This is a genomic window from Bacillus stercoris (genome assembly GCF_029772985.1).
Classification (GTDB): domain Bacteria; phylum Bacillota; class Bacilli; order Bacillales; family Bacillaceae; genus Bacillus; species Bacillus stercoris.
Genome location: NZ_CP121861.1, coordinates 495,545 through 520,540, shown reverse-complemented (window position 1 = coordinate 520,540; position 24,996 = coordinate 495,545). Strand labels below are relative to the sequence as shown.

Here is a 24,996-nt window from a genome sequence, read left to right as displayed (position 1 = left end):
CTCATTTATCAAAAGTTAGAAACAGGAGCCGGGGCCGCCTGAAAATGATAAGCCGCAGCTTCCTTGTTCAGCGTATAAATCTGATACTTCTTCTCGATGGCTGCTCGGAATCACAAAGCGGTCATCATATTTAGCAATCGCAAGCAGCCGATACATGTCTTCAATTTGCTGTTCTGTTAAGCCGACACTGGAGATCAGTTCCGGATCGATTGATTTATTCGTCTGGACCGCTCTCATATACTGGCGCATGACAGACATTTTCTTTAATGTTGACCGAATATGATCCGTATCACCGGCTGTTAACAGCTGCGCCAAGTAATCTATCGGGATTCTCATTTGGTCGATAGCCGGAAAAATATCTTCCGCCGTTTGCCGGCTGCCTTTTCCTTCAAAGAGATTCATAATCGGGCTGAGCGGCGGAATGTACCACACCATTGGCAGCGTGCGGTACTCAGGATGAAGCGGCAGCGCTATCTTCCAGTCAATGATCATTTTATAGATTGGTGATTGCTGCGCGGCCTCTATCCATTCAGCCGGAATGCCCTGTTCTTTTGCCAATTTGGCAATCTCAGGATCATTCGGATCAAGAAAAACATCCAATTGAGAATGGTAGAGATCCTTTTCGTTTTCAACAGATGCCGCTTCCTCCACTTTGTCCGCGTCATACAGCATGACGCCGAGGTAGCGGATTCTGCCAACACACGTCTCGGAGCAGATGGTCGGCAGTCCCGCCTCCAAACGCGGAAAGCAGAGTGTGCATTTTTCCGCTTTGTTCGTTTGCCAGTTAAAATAGACTTTTTTATAAGGACACGATGAGACGCAATATCTCCATGAACGGCATGCGTTTTGATCCACAAGCACAATGCCGTCCTCCTCGCGTTTGTACATGGCGCCGGACGGACAGGATGAAACGCACGCCGGGTTGATGCAGTGCTCGCAAATACGGGGCAGATACATCATAAAGACCTCATCGAATTCTGTTTTGATCGATTCCTCCATCTTTTGCACGTTTGGATCTTCAAGTCCCGTTATGTGGCCGCCTGCGAGATCATCCTCCCAGTTCGGCCCCCATTCGATATTCATGAAATCCCCCGTCAAGGACGATTTCGGTCGTGCCACTGGCTGGTGTTTTTTCTGCGGGCTATTCGTTAATGTTTCATAATCATAGTTCCAAGGTTCATAGTAATCATCAATTGATGGCTGATTTGGATTATAGAAAAGGCCTGCAAGCCGGTTTGTTTTCGAGCCTGATTTCAGCTCGAGCTTTCCTTTTTTCAATGTCCAGCCGCCTTTATATTTGTCCTGGTCCTCCCATTGCTTCGGGTAGCCGATGCCCGGCTTTGTTTCTACATTATTGAAGTACATATATTCCGCACCGGAACGGTTTGTCCACGTGTTTTTGCAGGTGACGCTGCACGTGTGGCAGCCGATGCATTTATCCAAGTTCATGACCATACCGATTTGCGCTTTAATCTTCAAGCCAATCGACCTCCTTCAGCTTGCGGATGACGACATTCAGGTCGCGCTGATTCCCCGTTGGGCCGTAATAGTTAAAGCCGTAGCTGAGCTGGGCGTAGCCCCCGATCATCTGTGTCGGCTTGACGTGAATCCTTGTAGGGCTGTTATGGGTGCCTCCGCGGTTATTCGTCAGCTTTGTTCCTGGCACGTTGATGTGGCGGTCCTGGGCATGGTGCATAAACGCCATTCCTTTAGGAATCCGATGAGACAAAACCGCTCTCGCGACGACAACGCCGTTTCGGTTGAAGCATTCAATCCAATCGTTGTCTTTAATATCCGTGTCCTCTGCATCATCTTTATTCATCCATACGGTCGGCCCGCCGCGGAACAGCGTCAGCATCGGCAAGGAATCAAAATACATGCTGTGGACGGACCATTTGTTATGCGGCGTCAAATAATTGAGGACGATCTCTTTTCCCTCTTGATCAGGCCGCTTGCTTAGAAACGGGCGGTGCTGGAGGATCGGTTTAAATGTCGCCATCGTTTCACCGAATTCCATCATCAGTTCATGATCGACATAATAGGATTGTCTGCCTGTCAGCGTTCGCCACGGGATTAATTTCTCCACATTCGTCGTAAACGGCGAATACCTGCGCCCGCCTTTTTCAGAGCCGGTAAACGCCGGAGATGTGATGACCGTTTTCGGCTGGGCTGTAATTTGTTCGAACGTAAAGCATTCTTCCTCACGCTCTTCCGCCAGGTCTTTCAGCTTCAGGTTTGTGATGTTTTCAAGTGATTCCCATGCTTTTACGGCGACCTTTCCATTCGAAGTGGACGATAGGGTTAAAATCGCTTCTGCCGCCTGCTTTGCTTCACTTATATTTGGACATCCCTTTGCCACGCTGTCTGAGGTGATTTCTCCCAGTCTCTTTTTGAGCGATTCATATTCATCGGCTATTGACCAGCTCATCCCTTTTGTTCCGCTCGGCTTTAAAGCAGCGTTAGGACCGAGTGCGGTCATTTTATGAAAAATGTGTTTGTAATCCCGTTCAACGACTTGGATGTTCGGCATCGTTTTTCCCGGAATGGCTTCACATTCGCCCTTGCTCCAGTCATTGATTTTGCCGAATGGCTGGGCCAATTCCTGCATGGTGTCGTGGAGGAGCGGCGTCGCAACCACTTCTTTCACCGGCTCCATATCGACTTCTTCTGCCAGATCTGAAACGGCTTTTGACAGCGCCTTGAAAATATCCCAGTCTGACTTCGATTCCCACGGAGCCGAGATCGCCGGAGCAAATGGATGAATGAACGGATGCATATCCGTGCTGCTGAGATCATGTTTTTCATACCATGTCGCCGCCGGCAGCACGATATCAGAATACAGCGCCGTACCCGCCATTCGAAAATCAAGATTGATTAATAAGTCGAGCTTTCCTTCCGGCGCCTGCTCCCGCCATTTGATTTCTTCAGGGCGGATGCTGTCGCTGTCGTCATTCATTAAACCATTCGTCGTCCCCAGCAAATGCTTGAGAAAATATTCATGCCCTTTTCCTGAGCTTGAGATCAGATTTGCCCGCCATACAAAGAGATTCCTTGGGAAATTCACTTCATTGTCAGGATCTTCAATCGCGAATTTCAGTTTTTTCTCTTGGAGCTGTGAGGCCACGTACGCACCTACGTCTTCAGGTGTTGCTGCCCCTGCTTTTTCAGCTTCTTTATACAGATCGATGCCATTTTGATTGAAAGTCGGGTAAGACGGAAGCCACCCTAGCCGCGCCGCCAGCACATTGTAATCAGCGTGGTGCTTGTAGCGGGATGACGCAGCAATCGGTGATGCCAAATCACTGATCGGCTGGTCCTCGTAACGCCACTGATCTGTCGCAAAGTAGAAAAATGAAGTGCCGTTTTGCAGCTTGGGAACGCCCTCCCAGTCCTTTGCAGTTGCAATCGTCTGCCATCCTTCAGCAGGTCGGAGCTTTTCCTGCCCGACGTAATGGGCCCAGCCTCCGCCATTTACGCCTTGGGCGCCTACAAGCAAAACAAGATTTAACACCGCTCGGTAGATCGTGTCGGAGTTGAACCAGTGGTTAATGCCGGCTCCTACGATAATCATGGACCGGCCGTCTGTATCGATCGCATTTTGAGCAAACTCTCTGGCAATCTTAACGACAGCTTCTTTTTTGATTCCTGTCATTTGTTCCTGCCATGCAGGCGTAAACGGCTCTGGATCATCATAGGAGACAGCTTGTTGTTCGCCGATGCCCCGATTTACGCCGTAGTTAGCCAGTATCAAGTCAAACACGGTCGTGACGTACGTCTCTTCACCGTTCAGGTTCATTTTTTTAATAGGAAGATCCCGCTCGAGCACTTTGTTTCCGTCATTTGAAAAATACGGGATGCGCACCGTGCCGATTTCATCCTCTATTCCGAGCACAGAAAGACGGGGTTCAATCGCTTCTCCTGTTTCTTCATCAATCATATGCAGGTTCCATTTCTGCTTCCCGTCCCAGCGGGAACCCATTGTCCCCTGCGGTATGGCAAATGCGCCTGTCTGTTCATTCCAGACTGCGGGCTTCCACTGATCATGCTTTGTCTGCCGCCCGATGTCCTTCGCATGCAAAAACCGGCCCGCTGTGTATACGCCATTTTCTTTTGATAAGGTGACGAGAAATGGAAAATCAGTGTATTGCTTCGCATACTCAATAAAACGTTCAGTTTCTTGGTTCACGTAGAATTCCTGAAGAATGACGTGACCCATGGCCATCGCAAGCGCCCCGTCAGTCCCTTGGCGGATACTCAGCCAGTCATCCGCGAACTTTGAGGATTCCGCAAAATCCGGACTGATCGAAATGACCTTAGCGCCTTTATAGCGGGCCTCCGCCAAAAAGTGCGCGTCAGGGGTTCTCGTTAACGGCACGTTGGAGCCCCATGTGATGATATAGCCTGAATTGTACCAATCACTGCTTTCTGGAACGTCCGTCTGGTCACCCCAAATTTGCGGGGACGCCGGCGGAAGATCCGCATACCAGTCATAAAAACTGAGCATAGGGCCGCCGATTAACGACATAAACCGGGAGCCTGACGCGTGGCTGATCATGGACATGGCCGGAATCGGAGAAAAGCCGACATTCCGGTCGGGCCCGTATTTCATCACTGTATACAGCAGAGAGGCTGAAATCAGCTTCAGCACCTCCGGCCATTCAGCACGAACAAAACCGCCTTTCCCTCTCGCCTGTTTATAGGACTTCGCTTTTTCAGGGTTTTCAACGATAGATTTCCAGGCATCCAGCGGATTTTGATGCATCTGCAATGCTTCCCGCCACAAATTGATCAGCACACTGCGCACGTATGGATATTTCACACGGAGCGGGCTGTAGATATACCATGAAAAACTGGCCCCCCGCGGACAGCCTCTCGGTTCGAAATCAGGCATATCCGGGCCTGTTGATGGGTAATTCAAATTTTGTCCTTCCCACGTGACAATTCCGTTTTTCACATAAATATTCCAGCTGCAAGACCCCGTGCAGTTAACGCCGTGGGTGGAGCGAACGACTTTGTCGTACTGCCATCTGTTTCTGTATACATTCTCCCAATCGCGATCTTCGCGGGTGGTTTGGCTATGTTTATTTGAATGGTGTTCTATAGGAGAGAAAAAATTCAATCTCCTAAACAACGGACTCATTTTCTTTTTCTTCATGAGAGTTCACTCCTTCCGAGTCAGGTGGTGCTAAGTTCACTATAAACAGAGACAGCGTGTTCCCTTGTGAACTATGTCACACACTCTGCTTTTTTCACAAAATGTTCACACAAAGGAGAAGGAAGGATTTTCACAGGATGTGAGGAAGGCCGCGTTTGCAGGACGCCTGATCATGAGCCGCCTTTTCATTCAAAGATCAAAAAACCCGGCTCTATTTAAGAACCGGGCTCAGCATTTTCGTCTTGTGATGTATGCAAATACCGCAAAAATAACTGATAGGAACAAAAAACATTTTGCTGAAGCATGGCCAAAAAGTTCATTTGCAGCTGCGGATTGTAAGACATCATTTTTTTAAATACGTAATAAGGGATATTGAGAATCAGAATGTCTGAAGTGGCATTGACTGAGATAAAAGGCGATAAATAAAGCCCGCCTTTTTCATCAATCGGAAACACATCGCCTTTTTCCCACAGCGCAACGGTTTTCGACCCTTCAGGGAGCCTGGTGTCCATAAAACGGACACTGCCTTTTAATACAATATAAACAGATTGTGAATGAAGAAAGGATGGAGTTTGATCACATGGGCCGCTGATAAACGTGCCGTTTTTCAGCAAGGTTTCGACAATAGATAGAGGCACTTCATTAAACATGGGAAATTGTTTCAGAAATAATAAATAGTCACACTGATTCATAAGAAAGCCTCCTTCCTGTGCTAAGGATAGCTTTAGTGTAGCTCGACTGAGCCTGTACAGCAGTGATGTATTTCACAGCCTGTATGATGAATGTCACTTATCAGGAGGGTGACTGCATTTATAATGAAAGAAAAAAGGAGGGTTTCGATGAAAGCGCTGATTCCGAAGCAGCACGGCGCATGGGCGATGCTGCTGATCCCATTTTTACTAGGCATAGTCAAGGGAGGCCCCGTTATCTGGCATATCCCGCTCTTCCTTGGCTGGCTTTTCCTATACTTAGCCGTTTATCCCGTTACACTTGCCTTAAAAAAGAAACAAATCAAACCATATCAAAAGTGGATGTGTTATTACGGTTTTCCCGCCTGCTGCTTTTTGATGATCTCGGTCTTTCATAAGCTGCCTCTCATCTGGGTAGGCGTTTCTTTACTGCCGCTGTTTCTCATCCATATGTATTTTGCCCGCCGAAAAAATGAACGAGCCCTATTGAATGATGTTGCGGGTGTTTTGTTCTTTTGTTCGGGAGGTCTTGCAAGCTGCTGGCTGGGGATGGGAACCCTTGACGGCGGGGCTTGGTTTATTTTCTTGCAGTCTGCTTTATTTTTTATCGGGAGTTCCTTTTATGTGAAATCGGTGATCCGCGAGAGAAAAAACAGGGCATTTGCATACTGGTCATGGGGATATCACCTGCTGCTCCCCTTTTTATCCGCTCTTTTCGGAGCAGGATGGGCGTTTCTCGCTTTTATCCCAAGCAGCTTGCGGGCATGGTTTTTTCATGGCAGGGATTGGCCCGCGAAAACGATTGGCATTCTGGAAATCGTGAATGCCTGCTTCTTTTTTGCCGTCATGTGCTTCTTTATGACAAGGTAAAAAAACAAGGACACCGCTGTCCTTGTTTTTTTCAGTCAATATTGCAAATCTCCAGCGGACAATTTTCACACTCAATTTCACATCGCAAATAGTCCCGCTTGTGCAAAATAATTTTTCCAGATTCGTCTATCGAAATAACCCCTTGTTTGCGGAGATCTCCGAGCATGCGGTTGACGCTTTCCCTTGCAGCCGCGCAAAACTTTGCCAAATCCTGATTTGTCAGGACAATGTTAATCAGAATGCCGTCGCTTCGCTCCACTCCGTAGCTGTTTGATAAGCGGATCAGGGTGGAATAGAGCGCACCCTTTTTGCCGTGAAGAAGCAGATCCCTGATTTTGGACTGAATTTTCCGGAGATGGGTGCTCATCCATTTCATGAACTCAAATGTCAAAGCGCCGTTTTGGATTAATTCTTTTTCCAGCTTATTTTTATTAATGACGAGCACCTCGCCATCCTCTAGCACTTTTGCACTGAGCATATACCTCGGTTCTTCAGTGAAAAGTGTTAATTCACCGACGATATCGTTTTTTTGGCAGATTCTAAGCGTCAGGTCTTTTCCGTCAGATGTCAGCTTGCCGATTTCAATGAGTCCTGATTGAATCAGATAAAGCTCTTCTGCATCCATTCCTTCTCGAAACAAATACGTGTGTTTTTCCATTTTTCTTTTCGTGCTGATCGATTCCAGCAATTCATGCAGATCACTGGATATAAGATCGCTATCAGATGGTCGAACAGAGAGAAAATTCATGAGCTCACCTCGAAGAAAGTCACGTTGTGTGTTTATTGTAACGTGAATTGATTTGTACCCATCGAGAAAAAACTAACAATCTTGTGAATGCTCCAGTGTTAGTTGATGCTCTGACTGTTTCTCTCCGTGTGCATTTTCATTCTTTCCTGCCAATACATCCAGATCACAAGGACAAAGCTGGCTAACGCCACCTCTGAAAGCGCCATAAATCCGATCGCATATTGGCCTGTTGCCTGAAACACACTCGCCAATATCAGCGGAGGAAAAAAACCGCCTAATCCGCCCATTGCAGACACAATCCCATTGGCAATTCCCGCTTGCTTCGAAAAATAGAAAGGCACCAGTTTAAAAACCGTCCCGTTCCCTATGCCTGAACAAACTGCTACAGTTAATGACCCAAACGTATAAAGGCCGATAGTCGGCGAGAACGATAAGATAATGCCTGATAATGTAAGCCCCGCAAAAACGAGCATCAAGATGCGGAGCGGGCTTATTTTATCAGCCAGGAATCCGCCCGCAGGCCTGAGCAGCGTAGAGACCGCAATAAAGCCAGCCGTCCGCAAACCGGCATCCGCCGGACTCAGTCCAAAGTGCTCCACCAGAAAGTTCGGCAAATAGATGGTGAAGGCGACAAAGGCACCAAACGTAATAAAATAAAACAGGCTCAGAAACCACAGGACATGATTTCGGTAAACGGCTTTGATTTGAGTCTTTACAGAAACCTTGACCTTCTTCTCATGCCTGTCGCCGAATAAAACATGCAGTAAGGCAAAGACAGCCAGCAAAACCAGGTACATCTGCACGGTTGCTTTCCAACCGACGGCTTGAGCAATAACCGGCGCCGCAAATGTCGTAACGGCTGTCCCGATATTTCCTGCACCGTAAATCCCATTGACGACACCGTGCTTTTCCTTCGGATAATATTTCGGAAGAGAGGTCACCCCAATGGAGAATACCGCTCCCCCGATCCCTAAGAAAAAGCCGCCTGCGATTAAATCAAACAAAGAACCCGCAATACTGATCCAAAATACAGGAAACAAAAGCAAGATAAAGCTGATCATAAACATCAGCCGCGCGCCAAACCTGTTCGTTAAATACCCTAAAGGAATGCGGAGAAGCGACCCGAGGATCACAGGTATCGCCGTCACCAAAGAAATCTCGCCCTTGCTTAAATGAATATCTAATGTGATTTGGGAAATGAGTGATGAAATCAGCACCCAAACCATAAACCCTGCCACCAAGCTTAATGACTGTAACGATAATTGAATGTGTTGACGGTTGATCATTTGGCTTGCCCCTTTCAATGATTCAATAATCAGTCTTATCATACAAAAACTCGGCAAACAGGATTGTGAAATACATCACACGTTTTCCTCATAAAAAAAGGACAAAGCCCGAAGACTTTGTCCTTTGATCATCATTACATTTTTTCCGGAGCCGATACGCCAATCAGCTGAAGCGCGTTGTTCAGCGTAATTTGCGTTGCCTTCATTAAAGCCAGGCGCGCGCGGCTTTTCTCTTCATTTTCAGGATCGATGACTTTCTCTGCGTTGTAGAAGCTGTGCAGAGCGGAAGCCAGGTCATAAATATAGTTTGTGACACGGTGCGGAATTCGTTTTTCTGCTGCTTCCGCAACTGCCTCTGGGAAGCCGCCGATCGTTTTCAGCAGATCATATTCTTTTTCTGATTGGATATGGCTGAAATCAAGGTCTGCCGCAGGTGTAAGTCCCTGCTCCTCCCCTTGGCGAAGCATGCTGCAAATACGGGCATGCGCATATTGTGCATAATACACAGGGTTTTCGTTAGATGTTGATACAGCAAGATCTAAGTCAAAATCCATATGTGTGTCCGCACTGCGCATCGCAAAGAAGTAGCGCACGGCATCCAAGCCTACTTCTTCAATCAAATCACGCATCGTTACGGCTTTACCGGTCCGTTTGCTCATTTTCATTTTCTCGCCGTTTTTGTAAAGGTGAACGAGCTGAATGATTTCTACTTCAAGCGTTCCTTTTTCATAGCCCAGCGCTTCGATTGCCGCTTTCATGCGCGGGATGTAGCCGTGGTGATCGGCGCCCCAAACGTTGATCAGCTTATCAAAGCCGCGGTCAAGCTTGTCCTTATGGTACGCGATATCAGGAAGCAGGTACGTGTACGTGCCGTCCTTCTTGATCAATACGCGGTCTTTATCATCGCCAAACGTCGTAGAGCGGAACCAAGTCGCGCCGTCTTCTTCATAGACATGGCCTTTTTCGCGGATCGCTTCAAGCGCCTTATCGATTTTTCCGTTTTGGTACAGAGACGTTTCGGAATACCACACATCAAACGGCACACGGAAGTTTTCCAAGTCCTTGCGCAGCTTTTCTAGCTCATATTTCAGGCCATATTCACGGAAAAACGCGAGGCGTTCACTTTCCTCTTCGTTAACGAAACGATCGCCGTATTCCTCAGCGAGACGCTTTCCGATCGCAATAATATCCTCGCCGCGGTAGCCGTCCTCCGGCATCGGTTTTTCCAAGCCGAGCGCTTCAAAGTAACGGACTTCAACAGAAAGCGCCAGATTGTTGATTTGGTTTCCCGCATCGTTAATGTAGTATTCGCGGCTTACATCGTAACCCGCTTTTGAAAGCACGTTGCACAAGGAGTCACCGACAGCCGCACCGCGTGCATGCCCGAGGTGAAGGTCTCCCGTCGGATTCGCTGATACGAATTCGACCTGAACTCGTTCACCGTTTCCGATGTTCGTTTCCCCGTATGCTTCCCCTGCTTCCAGTACAGACGGAATCAGCTTTGTTAAATATTGATTGTTCATATAGAAATTGATAAAACCCGGGCCGGCGATATCCAGTTTTTCAATCGAAGCCTTTCCTTTATCAAAATGAGCGACAATCTCTTCAGCGATTTGGCGCGGCGCTTTTTTTGCGACTCTCGCCAGCTGCATCGCCATATTTGTAGAGTAATCGCCGTGTGTTTTATCTTTCGGTGTTTCTAAAACGACATTAGGAAGCTGGCTTTCTTCAGCCAGTCCCGCTTTCAGAACGGCCGCTTTGATTTCTTCTTTCAGCACGTCCTTCATTTGTTCCGCAATGTTCATGCGTGAGTTCCTCCCTCATACGTGATCGTCATATTATGTAAATGCTCCTGCTCGTCTCCGACATGCATGTCATATGCGATGCTGATACGGCCATTTTCTTCACCGAGATCAGATTGAATCGATTTTGTGCTTGTTTTCAGCTCAAGCTCACCAAATGACATTTTATATTTAGCAATTGTGGAAGCTCCCGTTACGAAACGCTGATTCATTTTGACAGCGCCTGACCTCATGACCAGGACTTCGCCTTCGCTTACTTTCACAATCGTTTTGACTTTGCCTAAGTCGTGTTCTTCATAATAAGATAGATACACTTTATTTTGTTTTACATAGTAAAATCCGGTGGTGCGGAATTCGATGACCTCTTGGTTTCCGTCATCCTCAATCACAGACTTCACATGGAGTGTTATCGGTGTCTCTTGCTTCATTCTGACACGTCCTTTTCATCATTCCACTTTGACTTGAATAGTATAATCATTCGGTTTGTAAACTTCAACTGCTTCTATCTTACCATCATTGCTCATCAGATTTGAAGATAAACCTCATAAAAAGCATTTCCTTAATAGAAGAGAAAATCATATCACTAATTACCTTTAGGAAATGTTACATTTTTCCGAAATCTATCATTTCCATTTCACATTTTTTTCAAAATATATGTATTGAATTAGTAATTTGATAGTTTTAAGATAAAAGTACAACATAGATCTGCTAGAAAAACAAAAAAAGGGAGGATTCAATTATGAAAAAAGCTGTCATTGTAGAAAACAAAGGTTGTGCAACATGCTCGATCGGAGCCGCTTGTTTAGTGGACGGCCCAATCCCTGATTTTGAAATTGCCGGTGCAACAGGCCTATTCGGTCTATGGGGATAAGGTTCTCCAAAAAGGGCATAGTCTTTCTACTATGCCCTTTTTAAGTAAATTACAATTTTTAACTATATTCTACCTCTTGTATATACATACACAATCATTTTTCATTTGAATCATAGATATAGGGGATGGTATTTTGTTTAAAGAGCAGATGTATCCATTTATTAATGAAAGTGTAAGAGTTCACCAGCTTCCTGAGGGTGGCGTGTTAGAAATCGACTACTTGCGCGATAATGTCTCCATTTCTGACTTTGAGTACTTGGACCTCAACAAAACGGCTTACGAGCTTTGCATGCGCATGGATGGCCAAAAAACAGCTGAACAGATTTTAGCTGAGCAATGTGCCGTGTATGACGAATCTCCCGAAGACCATAAAGACTGGTATTACGACATGCTCAACATGCTCCAAAACAAGCAGGTCATCCAGCTTGGCAACCGGGCCAAACGCCATACAATCACCACGAGCGGAAGCAATGAATTTCCAATGCCGCTCCACGCCACATTTGAGCTGACGCACCGCTGTAATTTGAAATGCGCCCACTGTTATTTGGAAAGCTCGCCTGAAGCGCTCGGCACCGTGTCGATTGAGCAATTCAAAAAAACGGCTGATATGCTGTTTGATAACGGTGTATTGACATGCGAAATCACGGGCGGGGAAATTTTTGTCCATCCAAACGCCAATGAGATTCTTGACTATGTGTGTAAAAAGTTCAAGAAAGTCGCTGTCTTAACAAACGGAACACTCATGCGAAAAGAGAGCCTGGAGCTTTTGAAAACGTACAAGCAAAAAATCATCGTCGGCATTTCTCTTGATAGTGTCAATTCCGAGGTTCATGACTCCTTTAGAGGGAGAAAAGGCTCTTTTGCCCAAACTTGTAAAACGATAAAATTGTTGAGTGACCACGGTATATTTGTCAGAGTCGCCATGTCCGTCTTCGAAAAAAACATGTGGGAAATCCACGATATGGCCCAAAAAGTTCGGGATCTTGGAGCGAAGGCGTTCTCTTACAATTGGGTTGATGATTTCGGAAGAGGCAGGGATATTGTCCATCCAACGAAAGACGTCGAGCAGCACCGCAAGTTTATGGAATACGAGCAAAATGTGATTGATGAGTTTAAAGATTTAATTCCGATTATTCCCTATGAGAGAAAACGCGCGGCAAATTGCGGCGCTGGCTGGAAGTCCATTGTGATCAGCCCGTTCGGCGAAGTACGTCCGTGCGCCCTCTTTCCAAAGGAATTTTCATTGGGAAATATTTTTCATGATTCCTATGAAAGCATCTTTAACTCCCCTCTCGTCCATAAACTGTGGCAAGCGCAGGCGCCGCGGTTCAGCGAGCATTGCATGAAAGACAAATGCCCGTTCAGCGGCTATTGCGGAGGCTGTTACTTAAAAGGGCTGAACTCTAACAAATATCACCGGAAAAACATTTGCTCTTGGGCGAAAAACGAACAATTAGAAGACGTGGTCCAGCTTATTTAGGAGGGAAACGATTTGTCACCAGCACAAAGAAGAATTTTACTGTATATCCTTTCATTTATCTTTGTCATCGGCGCAGTCGTCTATTTTGTCAAAAGCGATTATCTGTTTACGCTGATTTTCATTGCCATTGCCATTCTATTCGGGATGCGCGCGCGGAAGGCTGACTCGCGATGAGCATTTTGGATATACACGATGTATCCGTTTGGTATGAACGGGACAACGTCATCTTAGAACAAGTGGATTTACATTTAGAAAAAGGCGCCGTTTACGGCCTGCTTGGGGTAAACGGCGCCGGAAAAACGACACTGATTAATACGCTGACAGGCGTGAATCGCAATTTCAGCGGGCGCTTTACGCTGTGCGGAATTGAAGCGGAGGCCGGCATGCCTCAGAAAACATCAGATCAGCTGAAGATTCACCGTTACTTCGCCGCCGATTATCCGCTGCTGTTTACAGAAATTACGGCGAAGGACTATGTGTCTTTCGTCCATTCGCTTTACCAAAAGGATTTTTCAGAGCAGCAGTTTGCCGGTTTGGCCGAGGCCTTTCATTTTTCAAAATACATCAACAGGAGAATTTCAGAGCTGTCCTTGGGGAACAGGCAAAAGGTTGTGTTGATGACAGGCTTATTGCTGCGCGCCCCCCTGTTTATTTTGGATGAGCCGCTCGTCGGTTTGGATGTGGAATCGATAGAGGTCTTTTATGAGAAAATGCGCGAGTACTGTGAGGCAGGCGGAACCATTTTGTTCTCTTCTCATCTGCTCGATGTCGTGCAAAGATTTTGTGATTATGCGGCCATTCTTCACAACAAACAGATCCAAAAGGTCATTCCGATTGGAGAGGAGACCGATCTGCGGCGGGAATTTTTTGAGGTGATCGGCCATGAATAGCATAATCCCCATCATGTCTTTGCTGTTCAAACAGCTTTACAGCCGGCAAGGGAAAAAGGATGCCATCCGCATTGCCGCAGGCCTTGTCATTCTGGCCATCTTTGAAATCGGGCTGATCCGACAGGCTGGCATTAACGAATCGGTGTTAGGGAAAACGTATATCATACTCGCACTTCTCTTGATGAATGCGTATATGGTGTTTCTTTCTGTGACATCTCAATGGAAGGAATCTTATATGAAGCTGAGCTGCCTGCTGCCGATTTCTTCACGGAGCTTTTGGGTTGCCCAGAGTGTCGTTCTCTTTGTCGACACTTGTTTGAGAAGAACATTATTCTTTTTCATTTTACCGCTGTTCTTATTTGGAAACGGAACGCTGTCAGGGGCACAAACATTGATTTGGCTCGGCAGATTTTCGTTTTTTACCGTTTACTCCATTATTTTCGGAGTTGTGCTAAGCAACTATTTCGCCAAAAAGAAGAACTGGATGTTTCTGCTGCATGCGGCGATATTCGCCTGTGTATGCCTCAGCGTCGCTTTTATGCCGGCCGCCACGATTCCGCTTTGCGCGGTTCATATCCTGTGGGCAGTGGCCATTGACTTTCCTGTCTTTCTGCAGGCGCCTCCGCAGCAGAGCAAGTTGCATTCATTTATGCGGCGATCTGAATTTTCGTTTTACAAAAGAGAATGGAACCGATTTATCTCTTCTAAAGCGATGCTGTTAAATTACGCGGTCATGGCGGCGTTCAGCGGATTCTTTTCGTTCCAGATGATGAACACCGGCATCTTCAATCAACAAGTGATTTATATCGTGATTTCCGCGCTTTTGCTCATCAGCTCACCGATCGCTCTTTTGTATTCGATTGAAAAAAACGACCGGATGCTGCTTATCACGCTTCCGATCAAGCGGAAAACAATGTTTTGGGCGAAATATCGCTTTTATGCCGGTCTATTGGCAGGCGGATTTCTCCTTGTCGCGATCATTGTGGGTTTCATCAGCGGCCGTCCGATTTCAGCTCTCACTTTTTTGCAGTGCATTGAGTTGCTGCTGGCGGGAGCGTTTATCAGGTTAACCGCGGATGAAAAACGGCCCTTCTTCAGCTGGCAGACGGAGCAGCAGCTATGGAGCGGTTTCTCAAAATATCGGTCTTATCTGTTTTGTCTCCCCCTATTCTTAGCCACATTAGCCGGCACCGCTGTCTCCCTGGCGGTCGTTCCGATAGCCGGTCTGATCATAGTCTATTACCTGCAAAAACAGGATGGTGGTTTCTTTGATACAAGCAAAAGAGAACGGCTTGGAAGTTAACCTGCTGAAGACTCATCAATTTTCAACTATTTCAATCGCCGCGAGCTTTCTGAAACCGATCGAAAGCGCGGCGGAACCTGAGGAAGAAACAATTTATTTTTATGGCGCCGCCGCATACCTGAAGGAGCAAATCATTGACGCTTTCGGTTATGCTGCCGGCAGCCGTTTCATGTACTCGGCGAATCTCTTTTTTGATCAGCAGCTGAAAACCTGCGGGACCCGTTTGATTCACCCATTGTATAACGGGAATCTTCATGTTGACGCCCTAATGAAAACTTTTGCAGACATGTCTTTCCCTTCCTCCCTTTCACCCGAAGCCGTTGAAAAAGCACGGAATGAGCTGCTGCTGAAAATCGAAAAGAAATTCGCTGATCCCTTCTCCTACTCGGCAGCGCGCTTGGCTGAGGAGGTCTTCGGAAACCCGATGTACGGCACAGGCATGTTCGGCCGGAGAGACAGGATAAAGGCGATTCATCCAAAACGGTTTCTCGACGCAACGGACTTTATCGTTGATTTAATGTCCCAACAAAAACAGCTGAACATATTGGGACAAGTACAAGCATGTGATGTTCGGGGACATGCCCCGCAAACGTCCGCTGTAACGTCCGGAAGAATACCCGTAAACCGGCATGTTTTTGAAACAGAGACACGCAGCGCTGCAGGCCCTTCCGTCTTGACACTCGGATTTGACTGCGGAGAGATGAAAGATGCCAGAGATTATATCAAAATACAGCTAATAGACGGATTACTGGGAAAGTACGGCCATTCCGCTTTATTCAAGCACTTCAGAGAGAAGGATCTGGCAGTCTATCACGTTATCACCCGTTACGATGTCATGAACAATTTGCTGCTTGTTTCAATATGTACAGATCAGCTTCATGAGAAAAACATTCCCCCGCGCGTTTTGGAAGCTGTCTCAGCTTTTCAAACGAATGAGCGGGAACTGGAACAGGCAAAGCAATTTTTACGGAATGAAATGCTGCTGCAATTCGATTCTCCCGAAGGTCTGTTGGCCTATATGGGGATTCTGCGCCGCTTCTCCTGCACGAAAGAAGCCTTGCTGGATGGCATCTCAGCGGTAACGTGCCGTGATGTATTGCAATTCATAGCGACTATCAATTATATCGGAGCTCATGTAGTAAGGGGATGAAGAGATGGAAAAGAAAGCCTTTTTTCAACAGCTGGATGAACGAACCGATATCAAATACACAGACAGCGGGCTGAAAATATTCAGATTGAAATTCCCCCGCGCCCACCTGCGGCTGTGCAATGTGAAAATCGACTTTGGCAGCCGGGATGTATGTATACGTGCAGAATCCGGTGATACACTGCTTCCGTATGGCACAGCGCATTTTTTAGAGCATCTTCTCTTCTGGCATAACGGCCGCAACCTGTACAATGATTTTTTTGCGCATGGCGCGCTTTTAAACGCATTCACTACCTACACCGATACCAATTTCATGTTTACCTCATTACCGGATCGGCTCAGACAAACGATCCCCATCCTGCTCGATGCTTTATGGAACCACTCATTTAACAAAAAGATTGTCGCTCAGGAAAAAGCTGTGATTACAAGCGAAATTCAAACAGCACACCTTAACCATCAGCTCTCATATCATTATCAGCTGATCAGCATGCTTTCTCCCGCCTCACCTGCAGCCGTTTTCCCCGCAGGCAGAATCGAGGATATTAACGCGCTGAGCATCGGTGATTTACAAAAAGCCTACAAAGCCGCCTACAAAGCCCATCGGATGACGCTGTTTTTGATTGGGGGTTCAGAAGATACGGAAATGCTTTTACCTCCTCACCTTCAGCTGCAGAAGCGTCCGCATGATCAAGCTAAAAAGAAAATCATCCCGGCGTGCCCTCCACCCCTTTCACAAAAAATGGTGCTGGGTGATGAGGAGCGGATAGAAGATACATGGACCGGTTTACAGATCGGCGCACTTCCCGTGCAAAACGATCTGTTGACCGTAAAGCTTTATTGGGATATCGCGTCTCGTATTCTATTTCAATTAGATTCACCGTTTTTTCAAGAAATTCAGCAAACGTATCGCCTAGAAATCGATCGCTTGTCAGCCGATACACATATATATGAGGATGGCGGTTTCTTGATCCTTCACAGTCAAGGGACCCATTCTTCAGCTTATATTGATGTCGCATCATACTACGTCACGCAGCAGAAAGAGCAGGTTGCGTCCTGGCTTCAATACGGCAAGGACTCTTTGACGGACGCGATCATTTATGACAGCGATTATGTGCGTAAATGCTTCGAATGGGCGGCCGAGTGTGACAGGAACGATTGCTCGTTTCTTGACATGTACCACATCATTCAAGATATGGATACGCAGATTTTCTTGTCTCTCATTGATGCATTGGCATCTTCTAACAAAGCGATCATTCATGTTTCCCAGAAAGAGGCGATCAAACAATGAGAAAAAGCACTGTCTTTACCTTGTTATTGCTGCTTGTCGGTATGGCGGCTTATTCCTTCGGCTGGGTTCAGGCCGCCGCCGAATCCGCCGCCCAATATGTACAGATGATCAACAGTGATGCCGTGCGGCTCGGACTGCTGGCTTGTACCGCCGCCGTCCTGATGCTGCCTGCTTTTCTCTATCTTCACTATGTCACCCAATCCGTGAAAAACATGACAGCAGCTTTTCAGAAACTCACACACTCTCATCAAAGCTGCTGTGACTTTCAGCAACACAACCTGTGCAGCCGCTATGCAGAAGACGTCAAATCGCTGCGTGACAGCTATAAAAACGTCCGCCAAACATACGTGATGGCTGCTGTATTAAGCCAAGTCGTCATATTCGGCTGCATGTTCGAAATCGTCAAAGCCGTCCCTTTCCGCCTTTACACGCCCCCTGCCGTTTCAATGGGGCTTGCGCTGTTACTGATCTTGTATTTATTGTTTTGCATGCGAACGTATTTGCTGCAGCTTTTGCAGCACGCCAGCCTATTCAGAAAAGTGCTTGCGGGAGCGCTTGCAGCAGCCGGGATATGGTGGATGCTCAGTTTCACTATAAGTGAACTGCTGTTTCTGATCATCGTAGCGGCGATCCAGCAGATCGGATCATCAATATATAAGCACATCTCTGATCGCCGCCCCGCTTCTTTCAAACTATAAAGCTTCTACATTGCAATCGCAGACGGACCCGCGCCAACCGGAATCACCGTCACAGCTGTATAATCGCTCGTGCGGTACACGGTCACAGCATTGTCGTTGGGCTGTGCCGCATAAATATACTGATTGTCCGGCGTTACGGTGAGGTCAAAGGCGCCGGGCAGAGACACGTTTGCAATGATTCTCTGTCTAGCCGTATTAACTACGGATAAGTTTTTTATGAGAAACGGTTCACTATAAGGCTCTAGAAAATAAGCTCTAGTGCTGTCTAAAGAAAATACAATCGTTCTCAGAGTTTCAAATAAACGGTTAAATTCGCTTCCCCTGCTTAATGGTGACAGACTGATCTCCGTTACACCTTTCGGCCACAGCTCACCATTCAACACGTACGCAAAATTTCCAGCGTAAGGAGTTGCAATTAAACTGGGGAATTCAAATGAATCGATGATACTTTCTGCCAACTGACCTGTACTTACATCATATTTATCAACCGACCAACTGATTGCATTAGCGGTATAGACATACTGTCCATCCGGATCAAGAGCAAAGTCTAACGCGCCGGGTATCGGAATGACATCAATGACCGATTGAGAGGCTATGTTAATCATATATATAGATCCGGCGGCCATCACGTACGCGAACTCATCTGTTGAATCAAATTCGATCTTTCTCGGCCCTCCTCCAACAGTAATGGTATTTATGATACTCAATGTTTTATTATCAATCACTGAGACAAGGTTGGTATTCCCATGGAGGACATACGTGAATGCTTTATCGAAAGTAACGCCTAGATTAGTTGGCACGTCAGAAAAAGGGATTGTTTTTACTACCGTGTTTAAATCTGCATCAATAACCGAAACCGTGCTGTCTCCAGTATTAGCAGTAAACACATATGATTGAGGGTCTGGTGATGGCGGTAAAACAAGTGTACCGGTCACCGTAAGCGGACTGCCGTAGAAAGGCGGTACAATGAGAAGGTCTTCCACTGTTATTTGACTAAAATCAGGACAGCGGCCAGCCTGCGCTGCATAATAAACAACTTGGTCAATCTCTTCAGAATGAATCACAGAAACCGCCCCATTGCCTTGTCCATATTGATTTCGCACAGGCGACACACTGACAAGAAGAGTAACGGTCCCTTGTACTCTCACAGCATATCGAACACCGATATCTTCTGTTTCAGGCCCAGTCTTGATTAAGCAAGGCTCACTGGTGCAGGACAAATTGTCTGTACTCCATGTAACAGCCGCTGACGCTTCAGCCGAATCAACCTTAAAGCCCTCAGGGATATCTATAGGCACTTGAAACGGCACTTCCCGGCCGATTTCCTCATCACAAAAACAGAAACAATTTTCCTGTAAAGCAGAAAGATCATTCTTTTTCATGATTTCACGTCCTTTTAGAAATGCACAGCATTCAGTTGATTAGATCGCAATAGCTCCCGGTGAAACCCCAAGAGATATGATAGTTTCCACAGAATAATCACCCGTGTTGTAAACAGTGATGTTCTGCTCTAAAAAATGGGTTGCATACAGAAATTCGCCATTCGGAGTAAACGCAAAGTCTCTTGCCGATTGCGGAACATTTCCTATAACGCCTGCTCCATTCGGACTGACAGAATACAAATTGCCAGTGAAGCTGTCATGTAAATACACCTCTGATCCACTCGTAAACATTGCATATTGGCCGTCAGGCTCCAGTTCTTGGGTAATGCTGATCGTAAACGTATTTAGATCAATAACCGTCAAATAATTGAATAAGAATTCTTGTTCTAACACATACGCATACCTCTCCAGAGAATCTGTTTCTATGGATGATACGATGAGATCTCGTTCAATCGTTCCTATGACTTCACCAGTGAATAGGTCCACTTTTTGCACTAAACCAAAATTAAGAACATAGGCGAATAACCCATTGGGGTCGATTGCAACATCAAACCCTTCTACAGGAATCGACCTATCAACAGCCAGCGTATCAATTCCAATCACATAAATTGCTGTACCGGCGAAAACATAAGCAAACTCATGATTAGGGATAAATTTGATCGATCGAGGCGGCTGATCCAGCATTATGGATGCTGTCACTGTTAATGTGTCATAATCGATGACAGAAATCACATTGTTGTTGAAGTGCAAAACAAACACAGCGCTTTTATCCGGGGTCACTTCAATATCTGTCGGCCTATATGGAAGAGCAATCGTTGTCACAACGGCATGAGTGTTTGTATCAATCACAGAAACTGATTGATCATTTGGATTCGCTGTAAACGCATAAACAGGCTCCGGCTCGGGTACAAGCACAATCGTCCCCGTCACCGATAAAGGACTGCCGTAAAAGGGCGGAACAACAACAAGGTTTTCGATCGTGATGTCACTGATATCCGGGCAATCTTCCGGTTCATCGGAATAATAGACGACTTGATCGATCTCTGCATTGTGAATGACGGAAACAGCCCCATCCCCTTGTCCATATTGATTTCGCACAGGTGAGACACTGACAAGAAGCGTAACGGTTCCCTGCAGGCGCACTGCAAATTGAACACCGATCTCATCAGGCTCAGGCCCCGTTTGAATTAAGCATCGTTCACTGACACAGGAAAGGCTGTCTGCATTCCACGTGACACTTGCAACAGCTTCAGCCGGATCAACGACAAACCCTTCAGGTAATTCAATCGGTGCTTGAAACATGGCCTCGCGGCTTGCTTCTTCCTCACAAAAACATAAACATTCTTCTTGTGCGGCTTCTGCTTTTTCTTTAAAGGAAAGCTTGTTTTTTCTCATACCTTCACTTCCTTTTCAGACATACACTGCTCACGCAGATATAACAGAATATGGAAGGTGAATCTGTTTGCTTGTACAAATTGCCGAGGGTAAAAGCGGTTTTTTGAAAAAATTCCCTCTGATATGCGGTGTAACGAAAGAAAACATTGCGGTTTTTTTGCGCTTCTCACAAGAATGAAGATGATAAAATATGACATATATAGAATAATGAAGGGAGGGATTTGCAAACGTGACAGGTGTCATATCTTCTTCTTCCATCGGAGAAAAGATTAACGAATGGTATATGTACATACGCCGATTCAGCATACCCGATGCAGAATATTTGCGACGAGAAATCAAGCAAGAGCTGGATCAAATGGAAGAAGACCAAGACCTTCATTTGTACTATTCACTGATGGAATTCCGGCACAACCTGATGCTTGAGTACCTTGAACCGTTAGAAAAAATGAGGATTGAGGAACAGCCGAGACTGTCTGATCTACTGCTTGAGATTGATAAAAAACAGGCTCGTTTAACTGGTCTGCTTGAGTACTATTTTAATTTCTTCAGAGGCATGTATGAGCTGGATCGCCGTGAATATGTATTAGCCATTCAATTCTTTAAAAAAGCTGAGAGCAAGCTGGTTTTTGTGAAAGACAAAATCGATAAAGCGGAATTCTTTTTCAAAATGTCAGAAGTCTATTATTATATGAAACAAACTTATGTCTCCATGGACTATGCACGTCAAGCATTCGAAATATACAGTGAACAGACTACATATGATATCAGAATGATTCAATGTCAGTCCTTATTCGGAGCCAACTTTTTGGATTTAAAACAATACGAAAAAGCAATTACCCATTTTCAAAAAGCCTTTACACTTGCAAAAGCAGAGCAGCAGCCGCAATTAATGGGAAGAACTCTTTATAACATAGCACTCTGCAAGCAAAACCAAAACAGTTTTGAATCAGCGATAGAGTATGTAAAAAAATCTATTCAAGTATTTGAAGGATCTAAAATGCTCCCTTCACTGCCACAAGCTTTTTTCCTAATTACACAAATTTATTTTAAATTAGGTAAGATTGATAACGCCTGTGAATATCATAAAAAAGGAAAGGAGTATTCTGCAGCCGCGGGAGATACCGTGTATCTAACGGAGTTTGAATTTTTGGAATCTTTATACTTGTCTGGACCGGATGAGGAACGGATAGAAAAATGTTTTGTTTTTCTTGAAGGTAAAATGATGTATGCAGATATCGAGGACTTCGCACTTGATGTTGCTAAATATTATCATCAACAGGAAAATTACAAAAAAGCATCTCATTACTTTTTAAAGGTTGAAGAAGCAAGGCAGCACATTCAAGGGGGGGTGAATTTATATGAAATGGAAGTATAAATTATTACTCGCTTGTTTAGCTGTGAGTGCTGTATTTATCACAGTCGAAGTATCAAATTCATCAACAGAACATTTTGATGTTGCGCAGCGCGCCATGATCTAAACCGCCGTCCACCGGCGGTTTTTTTGTCCCCTCTTTACCCATCCTCCCAATCCATGCTATGATTCTTTCAATAATCTTGAAGAGGTGGCAATACAGTATGTCTCTGGAAAGTGTGAAAACCCACTTTACACAGTGGTATCGAGAAAATGATGTGATGGAGTTCGAAACGTCGAGCGCGACAGTTGAACAAGCAGCTGAGACGATCGGCGTGAGCCCGGCTAGAATCGCCAAGACCCTGTCCTTCAGAGGGGAAGGAGATCAGGCGATTCTGATTGTGGCAGCCGGAGATGCCAAGATCGACAACAAAACGTTCAGGCAAACATTTGGCTTTAAAGCAAGAATGCTCTCTCCTGATGAGGTGCTGGAGCAGACAGGCCATGAAATTGGAGGTGTTTGCCCGTTTGGGTTGGCTTATGATCTTGAGGTTTATCTAGATGTATCGCTGAAACGGTTTGAGACTGTTTTCCCGGCTTGCGGCAGCAGAAACTCCGCTATTGAATTAACGCCTAAAGAATTATCCGAATTTTCTTTCTCAAAAGCATGGATCGATGTTTGTAAAGGCTGGGAATAAAAAAACATCCAGACATCGTCTGGATGTTTACCTATTTCACAAACCCAAGCAGCATCTCACGGATGATTTTGCTGGCTGTGTTTGCCGTTTGCTCTGAGTGGTCATAAACCGGTGCGACTTCCACTAAGTCAGCGCCCTTTACATTTACCTCTGAAAGCGCGATTTCATGGACGGATGCAAGCAGTTCTTTAGACGTGATGCCGCCGGCGTCAACCGTTCCTGTTCCTGGTGCGTGGGCAGGGTCTAATACGTCAATGTCGATTGTGACATAAACCGGACGGCCCGCGAGCTTCGGAAGCACTTCTTTCAGCGGTTCAAGCACTTCAAATTTTGAGATGTGCATGCCGTTTTCCTTCGCCCATTCAAACTCTTCCTTCATGCCGGAACGGATTCCGAATGAATACACATTGTGCGGTCCGATCAATTCTGCCGCTTTGCGGATCGGCGTAGAGTGAGAAAGCGGCTCTCCCTCATAATCAACGCGAAGATCTGTATGTGCATCAAAATGGATAATCGCAAGATCTGGGTATTTCTTGTACATCGCTTTAATGACAGGCCATGACACGAGGTGCTCCCCGCCCATACCCATTGGGAACTTCCCTTTTTCTAAAATGCTGTCCACGTACTCTTCAATCATATCCAAGCTTCGCTGCGGATTACCGAACGGCAGCGGAATGTCGCCGGCGTCAAAAAAGTTCAAATCAGCCAGATCACGATCTAAATATGGGCTGTATTCTTCAAGGCCGATTGATACCTCACGGATTCTGCTTGGGCCAAAGCGTGAGCCCGGGCGATAGCTGACTGTCCAGTCCATTGGCATGCCGTAAAGAATGGCGTCCGCCTCTTCCCACTCGGGACGGCTCGCGATAAATACTTTTCCTGAATAAGCTTCATCAAATCTCATCTATAATACCCTCGCTTTCCTGTAAAAAAGCGCAAGATTCGCTCCTGCGCCATACCATCATTATTTAATCAGATCACTCACAAATTTCGGCAGAACAAATGCCGCTTTATGAATATCTTTTGTGTAATATTTTGTCTCAATATCGAAGAAACGGCTGTCTTCCACTGCAAGCGGATCATATTTTTTCGAGCCGATTGTAAATGTCCACAAACCGCTTGGATATGTCGGAATGTTCGCCGTATACAGCTTCGTAATCGGGAAGATTTCCTTCACGTCGCGCTGTACATTTGTGATTAATTCCGGTGTAAACCATGGGTTGTCCGTCTGTGCGACAAAAATGCCGTCTTCTTTCAGCGCTTTCGCGATTCCTGCGTAGAATCCTTTTGTAAACAGGTTTACAGCCGGTCCGACTGGTTCAGTTGAATCTACCATGATGACGTCGTATTGATTTTCAGATTTCGCAATGTGCATAAATCCGTCATCTACCTGCACGTCAACGCGCGGATCATCCAGTTTGCCTGCGATAGAAGGAAGGAACTTTTTAGAGTATTCGATCACCTTGCCGTCAATATCTACAAGTGTCGCTTTTTTCACACTTGGATGCTTCAGGATTTCTCTGATAACGCCGCCGTCACCGCCGCCGACTACCAGAACGTGCTCCGGATTTGGGTGCGTAAATAATGGCACATGCGCCACCATTTCATGATAAACGAATTCGTCTTTTTCAGATGTCATCACCATGCCGTCCAAAAACAGCATGTTGCCGAACTCTTCTGTTTCCACCATTTCTAAATGCTGAAACTCCGTTTGTTCTGTATGTAACGTTTTGTTAACCTTCATCGTAATGCCAAAGTTTTTCGTCTGCTTCTCTGTGTACCAAAGTTCGCTCAATTGTCATCTCCCTTTCCAGGCTGTATTCATTTATTGTAAGCGTCTAATCAGCTTTTATTCTCGGTTGAAATCTCATTTTCACCTAAGGAAAAAGTATAGAGGATGGCGGGAAAAAAGTAAAGATGCGTCCTGTTCAGCAATGTTTAAA

General features: G+C 45.9%; 24 protein-coding genes. 13 read left to right on the top strand and 11 right to left on the bottom strand.

Features of this window, described 5'->3' with window-relative positions; translation table 11 throughout:
* Positions 1-15 precede the first annotated feature (15 nt).
* From narH to arfM, 3 genes are all read right to left on the bottom strand, one after another.
* A complete protein-coding gene (gene narH / locus QA442_RS02695; RefSeq protein WP_095432254.1) occupies positions 16-1,479 on the bottom strand; it encodes a nitrate reductase subunit beta in 1,464 nt (487 codons plus the stop codon).
* Positions 1,469-5,155: a nitrate reductase subunit alpha gene (locus tag QA442_RS02690; RefSeq protein WP_095432255.1), complete on the bottom strand. Its 3,687-nt coding sequence runs from the start codon at positions 5,153-5,155 to the stop codon at positions 1,469-1,471. The genes narH and QA442_RS02690 overlap by 11 nt, the downstream gene beginning before the upstream one ends.
* 215 nt (positions 5,156-5,370) lie before the next feature.
* On the bottom strand, positions 5,371-5,847 hold the full coding sequence (gene arfM, locus QA442_RS02685) for a Crp/Fnr family transcriptional regulator ArfM (RefSeq protein WP_095432256.1): 477 nt from the start codon (positions 5,845-5,847) through the stop codon (positions 5,371-5,373).
* A 147-nt stretch (positions 5,848-5,994) separates the two neighbouring features.
* Here arfM and QA442_RS02680 point away from each other — a divergent pair, with 147 nt between their 5' ends.
* Positions 5,995-6,714, top strand: a complete 720-nt coding sequence (locus QA442_RS02680) for a YwiC-like family protein (protein ID WP_095432257.1) — start codon at positions 5,995-5,997, stop codon at positions 6,712-6,714.
* 31 nt (positions 6,715-6,745) lie between these two features.
* Here QA442_RS02680 and fnr read toward each other — a convergent pair whose 3' ends face one another.
* From fnr to QA442_RS02660, 4 genes are all read right to left on the bottom strand, one after another.
* Positions 6,746-7,462: a fumarate/nitrate reduction transcriptional regulator Fnr gene (gene fnr / locus QA442_RS02675; protein WP_014665760.1), complete on the bottom strand. Its 717-nt coding sequence runs from the start codon at positions 7,460-7,462 to the stop codon at positions 6,746-6,748.
* 98 nt (positions 7,463-7,560) lie between these two features.
* Complete coding sequence (narK, locus tag QA442_RS02670; RefSeq protein WP_095432258.1) at positions 7,561-8,748, bottom strand: nitrate transporter NarK; 1,188 nt, start codon at positions 8,746-8,748, stop codon at positions 7,561-7,563.
* 134 nt (positions 8,749-8,882) lie between these two features.
* Positions 8,883-10,553: an arginine--tRNA ligase gene (argS, locus tag QA442_RS02665; RefSeq protein ID WP_095432259.1), complete on the bottom strand. Its 1,671-nt coding sequence runs from the start codon at positions 10,551-10,553 to the stop codon at positions 8,883-8,885.
* Positions 10,550-10,978, bottom strand: a complete 429-nt coding sequence (locus QA442_RS02660) for a YwiB family protein (protein ID WP_040081525.1) — start codon at positions 10,976-10,978, stop codon at positions 10,550-10,552. Before QA442_RS02660 ends, argS begins: the two co-directional genes overlap by 4 nt.
* 311 nt (positions 10,979-11,289) lie before the next feature.
* Here QA442_RS02660 and sboA point away from each other — a divergent pair, with 311 nt between their 5' ends.
* From sboA to QA442_RS02615, 9 genes are read left to right on the top strand one after another with little or no spacing between them, the layout of a single operon-like run.
* Positions 11,290-11,421: a subtilosin A gene (gene sboA, locus QA442_RS02655; protein ID WP_003222002.1), complete on the top strand. Its 132-nt coding sequence runs from the start codon at positions 11,290-11,292 to the stop codon at positions 11,419-11,421.
* Positions 11,378-11,530, top strand: a complete 153-nt coding sequence (locus QA442_RS02650; RefSeq protein ID WP_095432260.1) for a bacteriocin biosynthesis protein — start codon at positions 11,378-11,380, stop codon at positions 11,528-11,530. The genes sboA and QA442_RS02650 overlap by 44 nt, the downstream gene beginning before the upstream one ends.
* Before the next feature lie 24 nt (positions 11,531-11,554).
* Positions 11,555-12,901, top strand: a complete 1,347-nt coding sequence (gene albA, locus QA442_RS02645) for a subtilosin maturase AlbA (RefSeq protein WP_095432261.1) — start codon at positions 11,555-11,557, stop codon at positions 12,899-12,901.
* Between the two features lie 12 nt (positions 12,902-12,913).
* Positions 12,914-13,075 carry an antilisterial bacteriocin subtilosin biosynthesis protein AlbB gene (gene albB / locus QA442_RS02640; protein WP_003222006.1) on the top strand — a complete coding sequence of 54 codons (162 nt, stop codon included), beginning with the start codon at positions 12,914-12,916 and terminating at the stop codon, positions 13,073-13,075.
* Positions 13,072-13,791 carry an ATP-binding cassette domain-containing protein gene (locus tag QA442_RS02635; RefSeq protein WP_040081524.1) on the top strand — a complete coding sequence of 240 codons (720 nt, stop codon included), beginning with the start codon at positions 13,072-13,074 and terminating at the stop codon, positions 13,789-13,791. The genes albB and QA442_RS02635 overlap by 4 nt, the downstream gene beginning before the upstream one ends.
* Positions 13,784-15,094, top strand: coding sequence for a bacteriocin biosynthesis protein AlbD (locus QA442_RS02630; protein WP_095432262.1), 1,311 nt, complete (start codon positions 13,784-13,786; stop codon positions 15,092-15,094). The genes QA442_RS02635 and QA442_RS02630 overlap by 8 nt, the downstream gene beginning before the upstream one ends.
* A complete protein-coding gene (albE, locus tag QA442_RS02625) occupies positions 15,084-16,244 on the top strand; it encodes an antilisterial bacteriocin subtilosin biosynthesis protein AlbE (RefSeq protein ID WP_095432279.1) in 1,161 nt (386 codons plus the stop codon). The genes QA442_RS02630 and albE overlap by 11 nt, the downstream gene beginning before the upstream one ends.
* A 4-nt stretch (positions 16,245-16,248) precedes the next feature.
* Positions 16,249-17,529: a M16 family metallopeptidase gene (locus tag QA442_RS02620; RefSeq protein WP_095432263.1), complete on the top strand. Its 1,281-nt coding sequence runs from the start codon at positions 16,249-16,251 to the stop codon at positions 17,527-17,529.
* Positions 17,526-18,227 (top strand): bacteriocin biosynthesis protein AlbG, encoded by a 702-nt coding sequence (locus tag QA442_RS02615; protein WP_095432264.1) that lies wholly within the window; start codon positions 17,526-17,528, stop codon positions 18,225-18,227. The genes QA442_RS02620 and QA442_RS02615 overlap by 4 nt, the downstream gene beginning before the upstream one ends.
* 5 nt (positions 18,228-18,232) lie before the next feature.
* On the opposite strand, the gene QA442_RS02610 is transcribed toward QA442_RS02615, so the two are convergent.
* Together QA442_RS02610 and QA442_RS02605 are read right to left on the bottom strand one after the other, a co-directional pair.
* Positions 18,233-19,609, bottom strand: a complete 1,377-nt coding sequence (locus QA442_RS02610; RefSeq protein ID WP_095432265.1) for a YncE family protein — start codon at positions 19,607-19,609, stop codon at positions 18,233-18,235.
* Between the two features lie 39 nt (positions 19,610-19,648).
* Positions 19,649-21,004 carry a YncE family protein gene (locus QA442_RS02605; protein WP_095432266.1) on the bottom strand — a complete coding sequence of 452 codons (1,356 nt, stop codon included), beginning with the start codon at positions 21,002-21,004 and terminating at the stop codon, positions 19,649-19,651.
* Positions 21,005-21,233: 229 nt separating this feature from the next.
* Here QA442_RS02605 and QA442_RS02600 point away from each other — a divergent pair, with 229 nt between their 5' ends.
* The 3 genes from QA442_RS02600 to QA442_RS02590 all read left to right on the top strand — a co-directional run bounded on the left by QA442_RS02600 (position 21,234) and on the right by QA442_RS02590 (position 23,053).
* Positions 21,234-22,379 (top strand): response regulator aspartate phosphatase, encoded by a 1,146-nt coding sequence (locus tag QA442_RS02600; RefSeq protein WP_095432268.1) that lies wholly within the window; start codon positions 21,234-21,236, stop codon positions 22,377-22,379.
* Complete coding sequence (locus tag QA442_RS02595) at positions 22,363-22,482, top strand: PhrC/PhrF family phosphatase-inhibitory pheromone (RefSeq protein WP_014665774.1); 120 nt, start codon at positions 22,363-22,365, stop codon at positions 22,480-22,482. The genes QA442_RS02600 and QA442_RS02595 overlap by 17 nt, the downstream gene beginning before the upstream one ends.
* A gap of 97 nt (positions 22,483-22,579) precedes the next feature.
* Positions 22,580-23,053: a YbaK/EbsC family protein gene (locus tag QA442_RS02590; RefSeq protein WP_095432269.1), complete on the top strand. Its 474-nt coding sequence runs from the start codon at positions 22,580-22,582 to the stop codon at positions 23,051-23,053.
* Between the two features lie 31 nt (positions 23,054-23,084).
* Here the strand turns inward: QA442_RS02590 and speB are convergent, their stop codons facing one another.
* Together speB and speE are read right to left on the bottom strand one after the other, a co-directional pair.
* A complete protein-coding gene (speB, locus tag QA442_RS02585; protein ID WP_095432270.1) occupies positions 23,085-23,957 on the bottom strand; it encodes an agmatinase in 873 nt (290 codons plus the stop codon).
* Between the two features lie 60 nt (positions 23,958-24,017).
* A complete protein-coding gene (gene speE / locus QA442_RS02580; protein ID WP_003227543.1) occupies positions 24,018-24,848 on the bottom strand; it encodes a spermidine synthase in 831 nt (276 codons plus the stop codon).
* Between the last annotated feature and the right edge of the window lie 148 nt (positions 24,849-24,996).